Origin of the sequence: Kitasatospora sp. NPDC093550 (assembly GCF_044764985.1) — a bacterium.
Taxonomy (GTDB): domain Bacteria; phylum Actinomycetota; class Actinomycetes; order Streptomycetales; family Streptomycetaceae; genus Kitasatospora.
The window spans coordinates 29,788-46,114 of record NZ_JBIWJF010000027.1 but is presented as its reverse complement, the minus strand read 5'-3'; the positions used below and the strand labels follow the sequence as shown (position 1 = coordinate 46,114).

At 70.7% G+C, this 16,327-nt stretch carries 9 protein-coding genes, 1 pseudogene and 1 CRISPR repeat array (1 of these 11 cut by a window edge); of the genes and pseudogenes, 7 read left to right on the top strand and 3 right to left on the bottom strand.

Annotation, left to right across the window (positions count from 1 at the left end):
* A CRISPR array of direct repeats spans window positions 1-31; the repeat unit is 28 nt; unit sequence GGCTGACCCCCGCGTGTGCGGGGAGGAG (it extends 1,279 nt beyond the left edge of the window).
* A 265-nt stretch (window positions 32-296) separates the two neighbouring features.
* From ACIRD3_RS32130 to ACIRD3_RS32120, 3 genes are all read right to left on the bottom strand, one after another.
* On the bottom strand, window positions 297-1,409 hold the full coding sequence (locus tag ACIRD3_RS32130) for a ParB/RepB/Spo0J family partition protein (protein WP_402223624.1): 1,113 nt from the start codon (window positions 1,407-1,409) through the stop codon (window positions 297-299).
* A 29-nt stretch (window positions 1,410-1,438) separates the two neighbouring features.
* Window positions 1,439-2,077, bottom strand: coding sequence for a ParA family protein (locus ACIRD3_RS32125; RefSeq protein WP_402223622.1), 639 nt, complete (start codon window positions 2,075-2,077; stop codon window positions 1,439-1,441).
* 736 nt (window positions 2,078-2,813) lie between these two features.
* Window positions 2,814-3,227 (bottom strand): hypothetical protein, encoded by a 414-nt coding sequence (locus ACIRD3_RS32120; RefSeq protein WP_402223620.1) that lies wholly within the window; start codon window positions 3,225-3,227, stop codon window positions 2,814-2,816.
* Window positions 3,228-3,625: 398 nt separating this feature from the next.
* Here ACIRD3_RS32120 and mobF point away from each other — a divergent pair, with 398 nt between their 5' ends.
* From mobF to ACIRD3_RS32085, 7 genes and pseudogenes are all read left to right on the top strand, one after another.
* A complete protein-coding gene (mobF, locus tag ACIRD3_RS32115) occupies window positions 3,626-8,857 on the top strand; it encodes a MobF family relaxase (RefSeq protein WP_402223618.1) in 5,232 nt (1,743 codons plus the stop codon).
* 506 nt (window positions 8,858-9,363) lie between these two features.
* Window positions 9,364-9,642 (top strand): hypothetical protein, encoded by a 279-nt coding sequence (locus ACIRD3_RS32110; protein ID WP_402223616.1) that lies wholly within the window; start codon window positions 9,364-9,366, stop codon window positions 9,640-9,642.
* On the top strand, window positions 9,635-9,856 hold the full coding sequence (locus tag ACIRD3_RS32105) for a hypothetical protein (protein WP_402223614.1): 222 nt from the start codon (window positions 9,635-9,637) through the stop codon (window positions 9,854-9,856). Before ACIRD3_RS32110 ends, ACIRD3_RS32105 begins: the two co-directional genes overlap by 8 nt.
* Window positions 9,853-10,761, top strand: coding sequence for a CehA/McbA family metallohydrolase (locus ACIRD3_RS32100; protein ID WP_402223613.1), 909 nt, complete (start codon window positions 9,853-9,855; stop codon window positions 10,759-10,761). Before ACIRD3_RS32105 ends, ACIRD3_RS32100 begins: the two co-directional genes overlap by 4 nt.
* A 52-nt stretch (window positions 10,762-10,813) precedes the next feature.
* The gene (locus tag ACIRD3_RS32095) at window positions 10,814-11,383 is read left to right on the top strand and encodes a hypothetical protein (RefSeq protein ID WP_402223611.1); all 570 of its coding nucleotides are present in this window, start codon (window positions 10,814-10,816) and stop codon (window positions 11,381-11,383) included.
* 70 nt (window positions 11,384-11,453) lie between these two features.
* Window positions 11,454-15,629: an NUDIX domain-containing protein gene (locus ACIRD3_RS32090; RefSeq protein ID WP_402223609.1), complete on the top strand. Its 4,176-nt coding sequence runs from the start codon at window positions 11,454-11,456 to the stop codon at window positions 15,627-15,629.
* Window positions 15,630-16,121: 492 nt separating this feature from the next.
* Window positions 16,122-16,235: pseudogene (locus tag ACIRD3_RS32085) on the top strand (AAA family ATPase); the annotation flags it as partial.
* Window positions 16,236-16,327 lie beyond the last annotated feature (92 nt).

Sequence of the window (16,327 nt, the reverse complement as noted above, 5' to 3'; positions counted from 1 at the left end):
AGCGGCTGACCCCCGCGTGTGCGGGGAGGAGACTTCCTGACCTGCGGCGCAGCAGGGGCTTTGCTATTTCTTTGCCGATGAGATGTTGGTACCGAATGCTTGCCACTTCGTTGCCGTAGGGGGCGCGGTTGGGCTGTTGAGGAGTCAAGGAGCGCCTGACATCGTGCCATGAGCGGGCCTGGCAGCGTCCGCGGAGTGTCGGCGAGGATGAGCCGCCGAATCGCATCGGCGGCCAGACCCGTAACAGCTGTGGTGTCCCGCCTCGCCTTCGGGAGAGGCGGGACACCACGGGTACGTCAGCCGCTGGTCGTCAGCAGACGGTTGGCCAGGGCGTCGGCGAGACGGTAAGCCTCGTCGGCTGACAGAGTGCGGCAGATGGCGTCTGCCAGTTCCTCGACGTTGTGCCAGTCGACATCGGCGAGCTCCACCGTCGGGGTGGGGGCCGCCGGCTTCTCCCGCTGCTCAGGCATCGGGAGCGGCTCGGAATTTTCCGCGGAAAATCGGTCAGCGCTAGGCGTGGGCTCAGCGCTCGCGAGCGGAGCCTGCGGCGCGGGCTCCGGCCGGGAGACGGGAGGTACCACTGGCTGCGGCGCCGCCGGCGCCGCCTCCGTGACTGGCTGGGCGGCCGGCGCCGGCGCGACCACCGGCTGCGGAGCCGGCACCTCGGCAGGCGCCGCCTTGGCTGCGGCCTTGGCCTCCACCCGCGCCGCCCGCTTCGCCGCCACCGCGTCGGCATCGGACTGGAGCAGCTGCTCCAGCTCCGACGTCTGCTCGGCCAGGGACATCTCCTCGATGCCCTTCACCGACCCCAGACGCCGCGCGACGTTGATGGAGATGCCCTCCTCACCACGCGCCTTGGCACGCACCTGCCGCTGCAGCTCCGGATGAAGCTTCAACAGGTTCTTGCGATGCGAGATCCAGCTCTGAGACCAACCCTCCGCCTCGGCGGCCTCCTTGGCGGTCGGGTACTGCGCCACGATGAGTAGGACCGCATTGGCCTCCTCGATCGGGTCGAAGTCCTTCCGCGCCATGTTCTCGTCGAGCGCCGCCCGCAGCAGGCTCGCCTTGGACTCCGCCACCGTGTCGTCCACGACGACGAGCAGCTGCTCCCGCCCGTACAGCTGCGCCGCGGCGCGGCGGCGGTTGCCGTTGACGATGACGACGTCCTGCGGACCGGCCCCGAGCGCCTGCCGGTCCTCCGGCCACAGCCGCAGGTAGGCGTTGGGGGTGACGGCGAGGCAGCTCTGGAGCTGGCGGTCCTTGATGCTCGCCAGGTCGGAGAGGTCACCCAGCTCGTCTCGGGGATTACGCGGGTTGGGCAGGCAGTTGGCGGTGGGGACCCACCGGGCCGGGGTGTCCTTGGTACCGCTGTCCACACCCGGGGCGTCGACGACCGGGTCGGCGGCCATGGACGCGAAGGAGACACGACGGCCCGCCATCAGCGACCCCCGTACCCGAGCTCGAGGGACAGGCGGAAAAAGTCCTCGCGCGCCCGGTAGGCGGTGCCGCTCTCCTTGTACTGGGTGACGACGGTGCCCTCGGCGACCGCCCGCGAGTGGATCTTGTAGCGGCGCAGAACGGTCTTGGCGCGCGGCCAACCCTTGGCCGCGATATACGCCTCGGTGTCCTCGAGGTCGGCGCGGCCGTCCCGGGGGTCCCAGTTGTTGACGACGATCCGGAAGGGGATGTCCATCGGCTCGATGACCTTCTGGATGGTGCGGGCCGTCGGGTCGAAGCACAGCGGCTCGGTGATCATCGGGACGAGGACGTCGTCCGCGATCTCCAGCGCCCGGCGCAGGATCTCCTCATCGGCCAGGGTGCCCGGCGTGTCGATGAAGATGTGCTCGTACTCGTCCTTCTCGCCCAGCACGTCGAAGGTGCACGCCGCGAGGTTGACCGTGGTGGTGGTCTTGCCCACGCCGCCCTTCTGGTTGGCGATGACGTGGATCTTCGCGCCGGTCTTCTTCAGGTGGATCAGCTGATCGGCCTGCTCGTGCGCCGCCATGAAGTCGAAGGGCAGGTTGTCTCCCACCCGCTCCGCCCAGACGACGGCGGACCCCTGGGGGTCGGTGGACACGACAAGCACAGATGGCTTCATGATGTTCCGTTCTCTCCGTGGGCTTCCCGGGCGGTGTTGCCCGGTACTGCGGATGCCCGCCGCTCAAAGCCGAGGGCGGCGGACGGGGAACAGCATTCCAGATGATCACGTAGGAGCCTCACCCGACCCGCGTGTCATTGAGCACAATGATCGGATCTGATTCCGTGCCGAGAGTCGACCTCTTCTCTTGAAAGTGGGGTCCCTGGTTTGTTTCTCGGCAGGCATGGCGACGTTTGTGCGGCAGAGGGGGGAGAACGCCTAAAAGGCAGTAACTCAAGCGCGAGAATCGAACCCCGGTTGCTGTGGTCCGACCTGCGCGTGGTGGTTGGGTGAGATCGTCCTCGCCATGGCGTCGTGTGGGAAGATGCTCTGATCCCTCGTGGAGACCCAGCAGTTGGCACGACTGGGCCATGGCGGGTCAAGAAGTTGCAAAGGCGCTGCGTCGCCGCGGCTCGGAAAGTCCCTTCCTCGCACACGCGGGGGTCAGCCGGGCATGCTCGTCACCAGCGACCGTTTCGATGCGTCCCTCCCCGCGCTTTGTGGGGGTCAGCCGTACGGCGCGCGCTTCCCGTTCATCTGGGAGGCTCTTTCCCCGCACGCGCGGGGGCAGCCGGACACGAGCGGTGCGGTGACCACCGAGGTTCGATTCTTCCTGGGTCCGCTGCGGCGGGGAGGCGTACGACAGTCCCCGCCGGGCCGGCACGGCTCGCGGCGTCTACGACGCATGCGGCCCCGCGCCCTCGGTCGCCGACTGACGCACGCTCGCGGCCGACGCGGCCTCAGCGGCGGTGTGACGCCGCCTCGCCGCCTTGACCTCGGCCTGCGACAGCCCGATGCGCTCCGCCGCCTCGGCGGCGTCGGCACCGGTGTCGAGCAGGGCGACGACGAGGGCGTCGGCCGCCGCGGACTTCGCGGCGAGCTTGGCGGCGCGTTCCCGGCGCAGGTCGGCGACGAGCCGCTCGGTCTCCGCCGCGAACTCCTCGGCCTCGCCGAGGCTCAGGATGACGTCCTCGGCCAGGCGCCGGCGCTCGGCCTCGCGGCGTTCGAACCGCTCGGCCCGCTCGGCCGCCGCGAGGCGGGCCTTCTGGCGCGCCGACAGTCTGCGGGCTCCCCCGGTCTCCTGTGTCACGAGATCCCCTCCCCAAGCGATCATCCGTGGGCCCCATTGTGCCGCGCCGGCGTCGCGCGCGGGCGCGATTCGGGCAGGACCCGGCGGCTGCCGCGCCCGCGGCCGGTCCGCTCGACGCGTCCGTCGTCGCCGCACCGTCCGTCCCGGCGCACCCTCATGCCGCGCTCGAAGGCACGTCGCAGGTGCGGTTGTCCACAGCCGTGCTCGGTGAGCCCGGCTGTGGACAACCGCCTCGCGAAGCTCGTGACTGTCTTGATCTAGAAAAAGCGCCGCTTCCCCGAGTACGTCGACCGCTCGCGAACTCGCTCCACGCCGTCCTCGGCTCGCCTCGCACTTTTTCAAGATCAAGACAGTCACACCTCTGACACTCGAGTGACCTTGGCGGCTAAAGTCCCCGCATGATGACCGTCCATCGCCTCAGTGCGGGGGACGGCTACGCCTACTACCTCCGCGAGACGGTCTCCGCCGACGCGCCCCGCCGAGGCGGCGACCTCGGCGACTACTACACCGCCGAGGGCCAGCCGCCGGGCCGGTGGACCGGCTCCGGGACCGCCCTGCTCGGCGTCACCGGGACCGTCACCGAGGACCAGATGCGCGCGCTGTACGGCGAAGGCCTGCACCCGGACGCCGCCGCCGTGATCGCCGCCCGCATCGCCGACGGGGCCACTGCCAAGCAGGCCCTCGCCGCCGCCAAGCTCGGCCGCGCCTACCCCCGCTACAAGGAGCCCGACGGCGAATTCGGCCGCGAACTCGGCGAGGAGGTCGCGGCGTTCGAGCGCCGCCACCGGCGCCCGCCGACCGCCAGCGAACACGCCGCCCTGCGCGGCAAGGCCGGGGCGCGGCTGTTCGTCCGGCGGTACGGGCGCAGGCCCGCCGGCAAGGAGGAGCTCGGCCGGTTCGTCAAGGCGGCCGAGGCCGGCCGCCGGCAGAGCGCCGTCGCCGGGTTCGACCTCGTCTTCTCCGCCGCCAAGAGCGTCTCCGTGCTCTGGGCGCTCGGCGACGCCGAGGTCCGCCTGGCCGTCGAGCGCGCCCACGAGCGGGCCATCGACGACACCCTCGCCTGGCTGGAGGCCGAGGCGACGATGACCCGCACCGGCAGCGGCGGCGTCGCCCAGGAGCACGTCGACGGCGGCCTGATCGCCACCCGCTTCCGCCACTACGAGAACCGGCTCGGCGAGCCGATGCTCCACGACCACGTCGTCGTCGCGAACAAGGTCCGCGGCCGCGACGGCCGGTGGCGCAGCCTCGACAGCGCGCTGCTGTACGCGCAGGCCGTCGCCGCGTCCGAGCTCTACAACGCCCGGGTGCTCGAGGAGGTCTGCGCCGCCCTCGGACTGCGCGCCGAGGCCCGCGAGGTCAGCGCCGGCAAGCGCCCGGTGATGGAGATAGCCGGGGTCGGCACCGACCTGATCGAGGGCCACTCCCGGCGCTCCCTCGGCATCAGGGAGCGCGTCGCCGACCTCGTCGACGAGTACCGAGAGACCCATGGCCGCGAGCCGTCCGCCAAGACGCTGACCGCCCTGATGCAGCGGGCCACCCTCGACACCCGGCCCGACAAGGACCGCGCCCGCTCGCTGTTCGACCTGCGCACCGCGTGGCGTGAGGCCGCCGTACGGGCCTTCGGCGCCGAGCGCGTCGACGGCCTCTTACGCGCCGCCCGGCAGGCCGCCGACGGCTTCCGGGAGGACAGCGCCGTCCTGCGGATCGACGTCGAGACGGCGGCCCGCGAAGTAGTCGACACCGTCTCGGAGCACCGCTCCGTCTGGGGCCGGCGCCAGGTCCTGGCCGAGGCCCGCCGTTGGGTGACGAACGCGACCAGGGGCACCCGCCCGGGCACCGCCCTCGCCGAGGAGATAGCCGCCCGCGCCCTCGCGGCGCACTGCCTCGACCTCACCCCGCCCGATCCCAACCCCCGCTTCGCCCCGCTCACCCGCGACGACGGCGAGAGCGTCTACCGCCGCCGCGAAGCCCGCCTCTACACCTCCACCGCCGTCCTCGCCGCCGAGGACCACATCGTCGCCGCCGCCCGCACCCCGGTGATCCCGGCCGTCCCCGCCGCCGTGTACGAACGCGTCGAGGCCGCCCACCGGGAGGCCCACCCCGACCGCCCGCTCGACGCCGGACAGCGCGCCCTCGCCCGGGCCTTCGCCACCGGCGAGCACCTCGTCCAGGCCGCCATCGGCCCCGCCGGCGCGGGCAAGACCACCGCCATGGCGCTCGCCGCGGACGCGGTGCGCGCCGCCGGTGGACGGGTCGTCGGCCTCGGTCCCTCCGCCCGCGCCGCCGCCGAACTCTCCGCCGGCATCGGCGCCGCTGCCTACGTTCTGCACGAGTGGCTCGCCCGGCGCGAGGGAGCCCACGACGGCGCAACCGTGGAGCCCGGCTTCGAGCTGTACCCCGGGGACCTCGTGATCGTCGACGAGGCCGGCATGGCCGGCAGCAGGCGCCTGGCCGCCGTCATCGCCGACGCCCGGCGGGCCGGCGCCCTGGTCCGCCTGGTCGGCGACCCCGCCCAGCTCGCGAGCGTCGAGTCCGGCGGCGCGCTGCGCCTGCTCGCGGGCACCACGGACGTGGTCGAGCTCGAGAGCGTCCACCGCTTCCGCGTCCCCGGCGAGGCCGCCGCCTCCCTCGCCCTGCGCGGCGGCGAGCCCGAGGAAGCCTGGACCTGGTACCTGAGCCGGGGACGCGTCGTCGCGGGCACCCGGGAGCAGATGCTCCACCAGGTGTTCGCCGACTGGCAGCGCGACACCGAGGCCGGTCTCACCGCCATGATGATGGCCGACGACAACGCCACCGTCGACGAGCTCAACGCCATGGCCCAGGCCCACCGCCTCGCGACCGGACGCCTCGACACCACCCGCGCCGCACGGCTGCGCGACGGCGGCCGGGCCCACGGCGGCGACCTCGTCGTCACCCGCAGGAACGCCCGCAGGAACGTCGTGCGCGGCGGCAAGGACTTCGTCAAGAACGGCGACCAGTGGTCGGTCGTCAGCGTCGAGGACGACGGCTCCCTGGTCGTGCGCCACACCGGCCACCGCGGCCGCGCCACCCTCCCCGCCGACTACGTGGCCCGGTCCGTCGACCTCGGCTACGCCGGCACCGCCCACCGCGGCCAAGGCGCCACCGTCGACACCGGCAGCGGCCTGTTCACCGAGCGCACCGCCCGCGAATCCGCCTACGTCGCGATGACCCGCGGCCGCCGGGAGAACCGCGCCTACGTCGTCCTCGACGAGGGGCGGACGATCGCCGACGTCCTGCACGCCATCGCCCGCAACACCCAGGCCTCCCGCTCCGCCACCGACACCGTCCGCGAGGAATGGGACCGGGCCTGGGGCATCCGCCGACTCGCGGCCGAGTACACCGACGCCCACGCCCGCGCGCTGTCCCTGCGCTACGAGACCATGCTGCGAGACGTCCTCGGCCCCGCGGCCGAGGCGTTCATCGCCGCCGACGCCTGGCCCGCCGTCGTGCGCGCCGTCCGCGACGCCGAACGCGAGGGCTTCGCCCCCGAGCTCATCCTGCGCGCCGCCCACGACGAGCGGGACTTCCACGACGCCGAGGACGCCTCCGCCGTACTGTCCTGGCGTATCGACAACCACGTCGAACAGGCCCGGGACACCCTGCGGACACTGCGGGAGCACGACCCCCGCCGCCCCCTGGCCGACCTGACGGCCGAACAACTCGACTCCCTGGCCGAACGCGCCGCCGAGCGCCGCGCCCACGCGCTGGAGGAACTCCACCGGGCCGACGCCCGTGTGGCCAACCAGCCGCGCCGCGTGAGGGTCGACGGCCGGGAGGTCCAGGCCTGGCCCCACCGCGTGTACGGGGACCGCACCCGCGCCCGGCTCGCCGAGGAGATCGCCTGGACCCGCCGCTACGCCCGTGCCCTCGGCCGCGCGGACCCCGACTCCGCGTCCGCGCGAGAGGCCTACGAGACCCTGGCCGCGCTCCTGCACGAGCAGAGGCTGCGCGCCCGGATGGCGCCGATCGACCGCATGCGCGAGATCTGGCAGCGGGAACCGGGCACCGGCCACGCGGCCACCGCAGGCCAGGAGGGCGTCATCGTCTCCGCGACGATGGGTGCCAACGTGGAGGCACAGGAGGAGGCCCGTCGGCGGGTCGAGCGGGCCGACGTGGTTATCGCGCGGATCCGCGCCGAGCAGCGCCTGCGCCGACTCCTGCCGGACAGCCCCCCGCCCGTCCCCGACCACGGCGGCCCGGTGCCCGAATGGCTCGCGGAGCGCACGGTCGAACGGGACGGGTACACCCCGCCCGCCTGGATCGACCACCTGCGTGAACGCCGCGAGGTCATCGAGGCCGCGCTGCGCCGCACCGGCCGCACCCTCGCCCAGGACCCGCCCGCCTGGGCACGCGTCCTCGGCCCCGTCCCACCGCCGGACCACGACCTGCGCGAGGCCTGGGAGCGCGCCGCCTCCCTCGCCGACGCCTGGCGCACCCGCCGAGGGCTGCGCGACGGCGAGCCCGGGATCGGCGGGCGGCCGGTCGACGAGCGGGACGCCCGGGCCTGGCAGGCGCTGCACGACGAGGTCGCCGAGGTCGGCCGCCGGGCCCGCGCCGTCGAGGCCGCCGCCCGGCGGGGCGATGCCCTGTACCCGGAGACCGGGCCCGAACCGCGCCTCGACTCCCTCGCACCGCTCGTCGCCGACGAGACGCGGGCCCCGGGCGCGGACGGTCCGCCGCTCGACGCCGCGAAGGCCGGACCGTCCGAGGGCCGGGACGTCGCCGTGGCCGAGGACACGACGCCGGACCTCCCCGACGAGGCGCCCGTCGAGGAGACCACTCCCGCGGCGGGCGAACCACCCGCGTGGCAGGACCTCCCCTACGCGACGCTGGCAGACGCCGAACTCACGGACACCATGGCCCACGCCGCCGACGCCGCGGAGAGCACGTACCGGCAGGCGACCGCCCGGGACGCCGAGGCCGCCGCGCTGGCGACCGCACTCGAGCCGGGCGGCGAGGTCGAACAGCAGGTCACACGGCGGGCCGAGCGGGTCGCGGCGATCCTCCGGATGCGCCGGGCCGCCGACCTGATCCAGGCCCTGGAGACCGGGACCGGGTCGGATGCCGCGGACCGGGAAGCCTCGGACATCGAGGAACGGCTCGCCGACACCGCCCTCTTCGGCCGGCCCGCCGTGCGCGGCGCCGACCGTCAGGCCCTGGAGCGACGGCTGACCGCCGTCCGCGAGGCCCGCGCCGAGCGGGCCCGGCGGCTCGAAGACGCCCGGCAGCAGATCGTCCAGGCCATCGCCCAGGCGGGCGACCCCGCCGAACACGAACGACTGCTGGAGAACTGGCGGCAGGCCGGCGGCACCCGGGACACCGTGCTGGAACGCACGAAGGCCTCCCGCCGCCGCGGCCTGCGCGCCGCCTGGGACGAGGCGAAGGCGGCGTGGGAACGCTGGGACGCCCTGCAGGCCTCGACGACGGCGATCCGCCAGGAGATGAACCGCCGCGACGCCCTGCCCCGCACACAGCGCGTCGCCGAGGAGTCGTGGCGGATCCAGGCCGCGCGACAACGCGCCGCCGACCCCCAGCGCCCGCAGGAGCGGCACCAGCCGGCCCATGATCGGGACCGCGGCGGTCGGGGACTCGGTGGCCCGGGGCTGTAGGGCGCACGCGCACACGTGGCCGCCGTGAGTCGTCCAGGACTCGGCGAAGCCCAAGGCCACGCTCTTCTCGAACCTGAGAGGGCGGGCCTCCCCGGCTCATCGGTGTTTATCCCGGCGATCCGTCGATTCCCATCCGTACGCATACTCAGCCGGAATTGAGTGGCCGCCACCGGAAATGAGGAGACGGATTCCCACAATCCGCCGATAGCGAGCGTGAGTTGCCGGTAGGTTGGCTACATGCCCGAACACGACCCGAGTACCGCTCTCCCGGGATCGCCACGCCGGCCGGGAAGCCTACGGGGCCCGATGCCGGACGAGACCGTTCGGGTTCCAACGTCGTCCCCGTTGACACCGGGCGGCTCGAACAGTGTCATCGCGATGCGCGACACCGGCTCGCGGTGTGTGACCGTGCGGCGATCATCCGACAGATCGAGCTAGCGGAGGACGGAGGGGATCGGTGGATATTCGCCGAAGGCAAGGCCCGACCCCGCGACTCGAGGAGCAAGATGACCGAGCACAGCCCGACCGTGTCCATTCCCGACGACGTGCCCACCTCCGTGGTCTACGACATGCTCATCGAGACCGCGACGCACCTGTCGGCCCGTTACGTGGCCCTCTCTGACGACGCCGCCACCGAGGACGGCCGCCGCCACTGGTGGGGCAAGGTCATCGACCTCCGGGACGAGAAAGAGGCAGTCGACGTCGACGACAGGGCCACCATGATCAGCAAGCTCAACGCGTGGACGGCCACGATCCGCGAGTTGGACGAGGAGCGCCGTGGCTGACCCCGCCTCGCACGAGCTGACTCCGGAGCAGCTCCGGGAGGTGTTCGACGCCGAGATCGTCGACTTCGTCTTCGGCGGCCGGACACCCGGCGACCGGCCGGTCGCCATCCTCACCGGAGCGTGCCGCCTGTATGACAGGGGGGACCAGTACGTTGACGACAGGACAGTCCGACGGGGCGGACGGCCCGACCACGCTCACGAGGGGGCAGCATGACCGAACCACCCTTCAACCAGCCGGGCCGCTTTTGGCGCGGCAATCTGCACGCGCACTCCAACCAGTCCGATGGCGCACTGTCACCCGAGGAGACCGTGGCCCACTACCGTGAGGCCGGCTACGACTTCCTGGCGATCACCGACCATTTCCGCGCCAAGCACGGGTTTCCGCTGACAGACACCCGACCGCTGCGAACCGCCGGGTTCACCACACTGCTTGGCGCGGAGCTGCACGGCCCAAGCACTGAGTTTTCTTCGGAATGGCATATCCTCGCCGTGGGTTTGCCGCTCGGATTCCCTCCTCCCAGGCCCGGAGAGACAGGCCCGCAGCTAGCGCGCCGCGCACGAACCGCTGGCGCGTTCATAGGGATTGCCCACCCTGCCGCATCGCTCCTCACCCTCTCCGACGCCGAGAGTCTGGATGCGGCACACGCCGTCGAGGTCTACAACGCCCTGTCCGCCTACGAGGACCGGGGTGACAGCTGGCACCTGACCGACGTGCTGCTCAACCGCGGTCACAAACTGAGTACCTACGCCGCAGACGACTCACACTTCCAGCCCCAGGATCCACCGGCCTGTGCAGCCTGGGTGCAGGTCCGCTCGCAGTCGCTCTGCCCGGAGGCGCTCCTCGCGGCACTCAAAGCAGGTCATTACTACTCGAGCACCGGGCCTGAACTGCACGACATCCAGCTGAGCGACGACCAGATCTCGGTGGCATCATCGCCGGTACGAAAAGTGTTGATCACAGGCAGCAAGCCGGGCAAGCAGGTTCTCGAAGGTACGGACCTCACCGACTGCTCGCTGCCTGTAGCGATGTTCGCGGGCGGGTACTGCCGGGTCACTGTCGAGGACGCGATCGGGGGGCGGGCCTGGAGCAATCCGATCTACCTGGGACCGCAAGCGTAAGTCCTGGCAACACCATTCCTCTGGTCGCCTGACCGATGAAGGAGGCTTCACCATGCTCTGGCCCGCACTGCGAGTGCTCTCCAACGGAGATCTGGCTTCGCACCAATTCCAGGAACTGCTTGGCGTACTGCAGCTCGAAGCGATCCCTCGTACGGACGGCCCCGGGGCGACCAGGAGTGTCGCTCACCGAGCTCTGGCAAGGGACACTTCCACCCGACTCATTCTGGACCTCGCCCGTACCGGCACGTCCGGTTGGGTGTTCACTCTCTTCTTCGACGGGGAACCACCCTCTACTGCCACTGTCGAGGCCTACCGGGTCCTGCTCCGAGGCACCGTCGAACAGTTCGGTCTCGCATTGGTCGAGATCACTCCGGCGGCCAGTGCCGACGAGGTCCACGTCGTGCCTTCGGCGCCGGGTGGCGCGCCGGAATCTACGCTCGCTCCGGCGTGGGACCTCCCGTACGACGACTTGAGTCAGATGTGGTCACACCTCGGCTTGCGGAGGGACGCGCCCCGGGAGGTGAAGGAGATCAAGCTGCGAGAGGTGATGAGCAGCCCTGCCTGGCCCGCGGCGCCGGCGAAACTCCGCCGCCAAGCCGAGTCCTTTCTGCACGGGGCCTGACGGGCCGCAAGCGGTAGAGGGCGTGGGGCACACCGCGGAACTGTAGAAAGAATCAGCGAGGGGGGTCGTGATGAGTGAACAGCCGGTCGACGAAGGGGGCGTTCGCAGCTGGGCACGTTCGTTGCCCGCGATGCTGGGAGACGGTTGGGTCAACTGCGCTCAGGGACACGCGCACTGGGGCCGCTTCGGCGCCGCCGGGCTGCTGCCCGTACACCGTGCTGCGAACGGCGACCTCTACGCCCTCATGCATCATCGGGGCGCGGACACAGACCAAGGAGGTACCTGGGCGCTGCTCGGTGGCGCTAGGGACAGCCACGAGTCCGCAGCTGACGCCGCCATCCGCGAAGCTGTCGAGGAGAGTGACCTGGACCCGGCCCAAATCCGTGTTGAGCGGGTTGTCCGAGACGATCACGGCGGATGGTCGTACGACACCGTGATCGCCACCGTCGATCGGCTGATCACGGTCCAGCCCGTCGAGGGTGAGTCTGTCGCAGTGGCCTGGGTACCCCTGGCCGACCTCCAGAACATGAACCTCCACCCTGGGTTCGTCGCAAGCTGGGCGAGTGTTCAAGCCGAGCTGCAGATAGTGCTGGCCGGGGAGCCGCTTGCTGACGCCCCGGGCGCGCTCGGGCTTCCGGTGCACCCGGTCACCGGCACCCGGGTGGTTGACATGGTGATGCTCGACCATGGGAGCGACTTCGAGAGCAGGGCGCTCGTCGACTTCGAGGACGGCACGCGGGCCGTGTACGAGTCGTTCGCCCGCTCCGAGGGCGCGAGGATCAAGGTGCTCGACGCCTATGTCGGCCGAGCGGTGGGCGCCCGAGTCGCGCTGTCGCACCCGGTGGGGCCCCGCGGCGTATACACCGATCACATGCCCGGTAGGCCGACCCGCCATCAGAGCCTGAGTGAGTTAGACGAGCATGGGGCCCCCTCAACCCGCGATGGTGTGTTCCTCGGGCTGCACTATGCCCTGACCGCCACCCACCGCATCAATGCCGACCACATCATGCTGGGCGCACGGCAAGGTCTGATCGCGGTCGGCAACGGTGCCGGCGCCACCTCACATGGATTGGTCCCCGACGCCGCGAACCCCTTCGTGCGAACCTTCTACCGACAGGTCGAACCTCACGTGTTCGCTTGGGTGGACAACCCGATCCCTCCAGGCGACATCGCGATCATGCGCCGCCAACTCGACGGCTTGCATGCATTGTTCGAACAACTGGGCCGCCCCGATTTGTTCGACGCGGTCATGGAACGGTTCGACCGGGTGGCGGAGCACGCCGTCGGCACCGCGCCGCTCCTGTCCCGGCCGCCCGGCGAACACGTCGAATTGCCCCAGACGCCGACCAGGCAGCACCATTCCCTGGCGCCAGAGCCGGGATCCCCGGAACGAACCGAACACCAGCTGATCAGCGATGCGCTCCTGACTGATGACGGCCGCATCACTCACACTCCCCAGGCCAAGACCATCGCTATCCAGGCCCTAGCCGAGCGGATGCGGTCGCCAACAGCAGAGCTCGTGCTCGCCGCGTTTGGGCTGGGCGTCGGTACGGACATGGGACACCGACTGGGAGATGGCAGTTACGTTCTTGTGCCCCACAACGAGCAGTACCCCTCAATGGGGGCGGACATCTTCCACATCGACGAGCTGGACCGGGCCGATCCCCGGCACGCGTCGGACAAGGTGGTGGGCATGGACGACCCACGCGCCGAAACGCTGGTCCGATGGATCGCGGTCAGCGAATTGATGGGGTCCTGGTCCTACGGCTCCAACAATAACGTGCGTGCGTTGGCCCTCCAGGAGGCCGCCAAGGAGGAGTTCGGCCTCACCAAGGTCCTGGAATGGCGGATGGACCCCAAAACCCGCTCCGCCGTGGACTTGGAGCTCGACTACAACCGCAACGCCCTACGAGACTTCCTGCGCAGCCAGTACCAACTGACCCAGGAGCTTCTCGCCAGTCGGGGAATCACCGAGCTGGTCTCCTACCGGGCACTGGCCTGGCAGGGAGGATCCGAGCGGCCGGACTGGTTCGGTCTGAGCGTCGGCGACACCTTCGAGGCACGTCAACGTCCGTTGGCAAGTTGGTCGTCGGACCGAAAGATCGTGTCCGATTGGCTGGAGCAGCGTGGCGGTGGCCACGCCGTAATCCTCGTCGACCGCAAGCCGGCCAAGGACATCCTGTCGATCCCCATGACCGGCATGGGGTATTTAGGCCAGAAGGAGTGGGTGACGCTTCCAGGGGACGGCCTGGTCACGTTGGACGGCATCTTCACCAGCGCTGCCCCGGCTGGCGCCGCCAAGCGAACTGCGGCAAGCACGAACGTGCTCGGCGGCCCAGACCTCCAGCAGACCGAACCGGCAAAGGTTAGCGGCCCGCCGGAGGGACAGGTCCTCACAGTCCCCGACGCGGCCGACCGATGGCGCCCCATTGCGATCACAGCCCAGCTCGACCCGACCGACCCGCTCGACAGCCGAATGATGAGGATCCTCGGCGCCGAGGAGGAAGCTCCCGAGTGGTGGCCTCGAGACGACTCCGGCTACGCCATCAGGAAACGGGACCTCGACTTTCTAGGTATCAACCCGGTCCAGATCAAGTGGATGCTCACCGGGGAGGCGCCCATGGGTATGACGCCGGCGCTCTACCGCCAATTCGGTGAAGAGATGCTGGAAGCACTGGAGCGCGACGGCATCGACCCCTCCGAAGTCGACATCCGTCTCAAGGGAACCGGCGCCGGGTTCTTCTCCGGAATCCACAAGACGCTGCCGCGTGAGGAAAGCCTGGCCGACAACCCCACAGCAGCGCAGCACCTTCGTGAGTGGTTCGGCACCAGTCAGAACCGCCCCCTGCGCCGACCCTACGATGCCATGTGGCGGTTGGGTCTTGAGTCAGAGCCCAGCGACTTCGACCTCGACATCAACAGTACTGCCATGGTCCGGGCAGCCCGGGCACACTGGCGTGCACATCAGTCTGACCGGTACCCAGGCGACTTTATGGGCGGTCACGGTTATCTGGACAAACAGACGGTGGCGGGCTCCCACTCCGCGCTCGCCGAGTGGGCGGCAAGGTGGGAAGGGAAACTGGGACGGCCGCTGTCACTGGGCGTCTTCGAGTCCAGCGGGCCCTTTGACGCGACTGTACTGGGGCGTGCTCTCTCGTCTCACTTCCGCGACACCGACTGGATCATCCATGCTCCGGACACCCCCACAGCATGGCGCACGCCCCGATCCAGGATCACCACGGACGTCGCCCGGCAGCAGGCCTCGGCGGCCGCCGGCCGCGAAGGCACGACCCGACAGCCCCCGGACGAATCTCGCCCCGCTGGTGCGATCCCCTCAATGCGGGCGGCCGAGACTACGCTCCGCATGAGCGTGGAGGCCGACCGACGGGCCGGTCTGCCGCCCGAACAGCGTCACACGGAGGGGGAACCGCAGGGCCGTCTCCAAGAACAGCGGGCGGCCCCCGAAACGGACCCGCTGCACCCTTATGGGCAGGTGCCGGATGCCGACCTCACCGCGACGCTCGCCTACACCATCGAGCAAGCGGACGCCGCCCGGAGCCAGGCGGCGCAGGCCGAGGCACAGGTGGCCGAGATCGCCGCCTCCCTCGCCCCGGGCGGAGAAGTCGAACAGCGCGTCACCGCCCGCGCCAAGCAGGTGGATACCATCCTGCAGGCCCGAAGGGACGCCGCCCAGGTGGGAGACCTGGCTGCCGACGTTGAGCGGGTCCGCCGGCAGGCCGAGGCGGTGGAACGGCAGCTGGCGGAGCGCAGCATGCTTGGCCTACCGGTTGTGCGCGGTGCCGATCGCGAGACCCTGGAACAACAGCTTGACGACCTGCGCGTGGCCGCCAGGCAGGGTGAGCAGCAGTTGGTCTCCGCCCGGGAACAATCAGGGTCCAGCGCCCGGGCGGCAAGCCCTTCGTCCGAGGACGACGCCGTTCTGGCGGCCTGGCACCAGGCGGGCGGAAGCGTGACGGAGGTGCTGGCGCGCGCCACCGCAGCACGTGAGCGGAACCTGGCCGCTGCCCGAACCGAGGCCCAGACCGCACACCAGCGGGCGGTAGGCCTGGCCACCGCGGCCGGGCAGATCCAGCAGGAGCTGGGCAGGCGCGACGCTCAGCCTCCCGCCCAGCGCGCCGCTGAGGACGCTCAGCGGGTCCAGTCCGTGCAGCAGCAGGTCCAACAGGCCCAGCAGAACGGGCCCGGGGTCGGACGAGGGCAAGGCCGGGGCGGGGCTTCGCGGTGAAGAGTCGGCTGCACCGCCCCCATGCCGTCAGACCCTGATGCTCCTACACGCCCGTGGAGGGCGGCGGCAGGCGGTTGGCTTCGGCCTCCGGGTGGCCGGGGCGACGGTGATTTGGTCCGGGCTGGTGTCGATCCAGTCAGACGGGATTGGCCGGTCGGTCCCGGCCGTGGCCGCGGAGCCCTGTCTGACTGGCGTCGCGAGCGGGGGAGGCGAGGCGCGGGATCAGCAGGTGTAGTTCCTTGATCCAGGTGATCTCACTGAGGGCGGAAGCCTTGGCGGGGTCGCCGGGACAAGTGCGTGCCCAGCCGAGGTAGAGGGTGGTGAGGTCGCAACCCATGAGTCGTTGGTACGTTGATCCGGTGCCCCTCACGATCACGGCCCCGTCCTGGCCTTAATGGCCTGACGTAGCCCCACTTTCCGGCCCGAGCTGGGCCCACCGGAGGGGCGCGTGGGAGTGTTCGTGGGTTGTGTCGGCTTGAGTTAGCCCCACCCTTTGCCGATCCCCGGCTCTACGCGGCCATCTTCGACCGTCTCACCTTGGACGGCACCATCATCGAAACCGGCACCGAGTCCTACCGACTCGCCCAGACCGAAGCGAGGCAGCAGCGAGGCTATCGAAAATCACCTGGAGGTCGCGGCGGCTCCTGGCAGGCTGGTGGCATGGCATCCCTCGGTGATCAAGAACTGAGCACGGCGAT

Coding starts and splice junctions, on each gene's coding strand:
- ACIRD3_RS32130 (WP_402223624.1), bottom strand. CDS start 1,409: ATGGCCGCCGACCCGGTCGTCGACGCCCCGGGTGTGGACAGCGGTACC.
- mobF (WP_402223618.1), top strand. CDS start 3,626: ATGATGACCGTCCATCGCCTCAGTGCGGGGGACGGCTACGCCTACTAC.
- ACIRD3_RS32110 (WP_402223616.1), top strand. CDS start 9,364: ATGACCGAGCACAGCCCGACCGTGTCCATTCCCGACGACGTGCCCACC.
- ACIRD3_RS32100 (WP_402223613.1), top strand. CDS start 9,853: ATGACCGAACCACCCTTCAACCAGCCGGGCCGCTTTTGGCGCGGCAAT.
- ACIRD3_RS32095 (WP_402223611.1), top strand. CDS start 10,814: ATGCTCTGGCCCGCACTGCGAGTGCTCTCCAACGGAGATCTGGCTTCG.
- ACIRD3_RS32090 (WP_402223609.1), top strand. CDS start 11,454: ATGAGTGAACAGCCGGTCGACGAAGGGGGCGTTCGCAGCTGGGCACGT.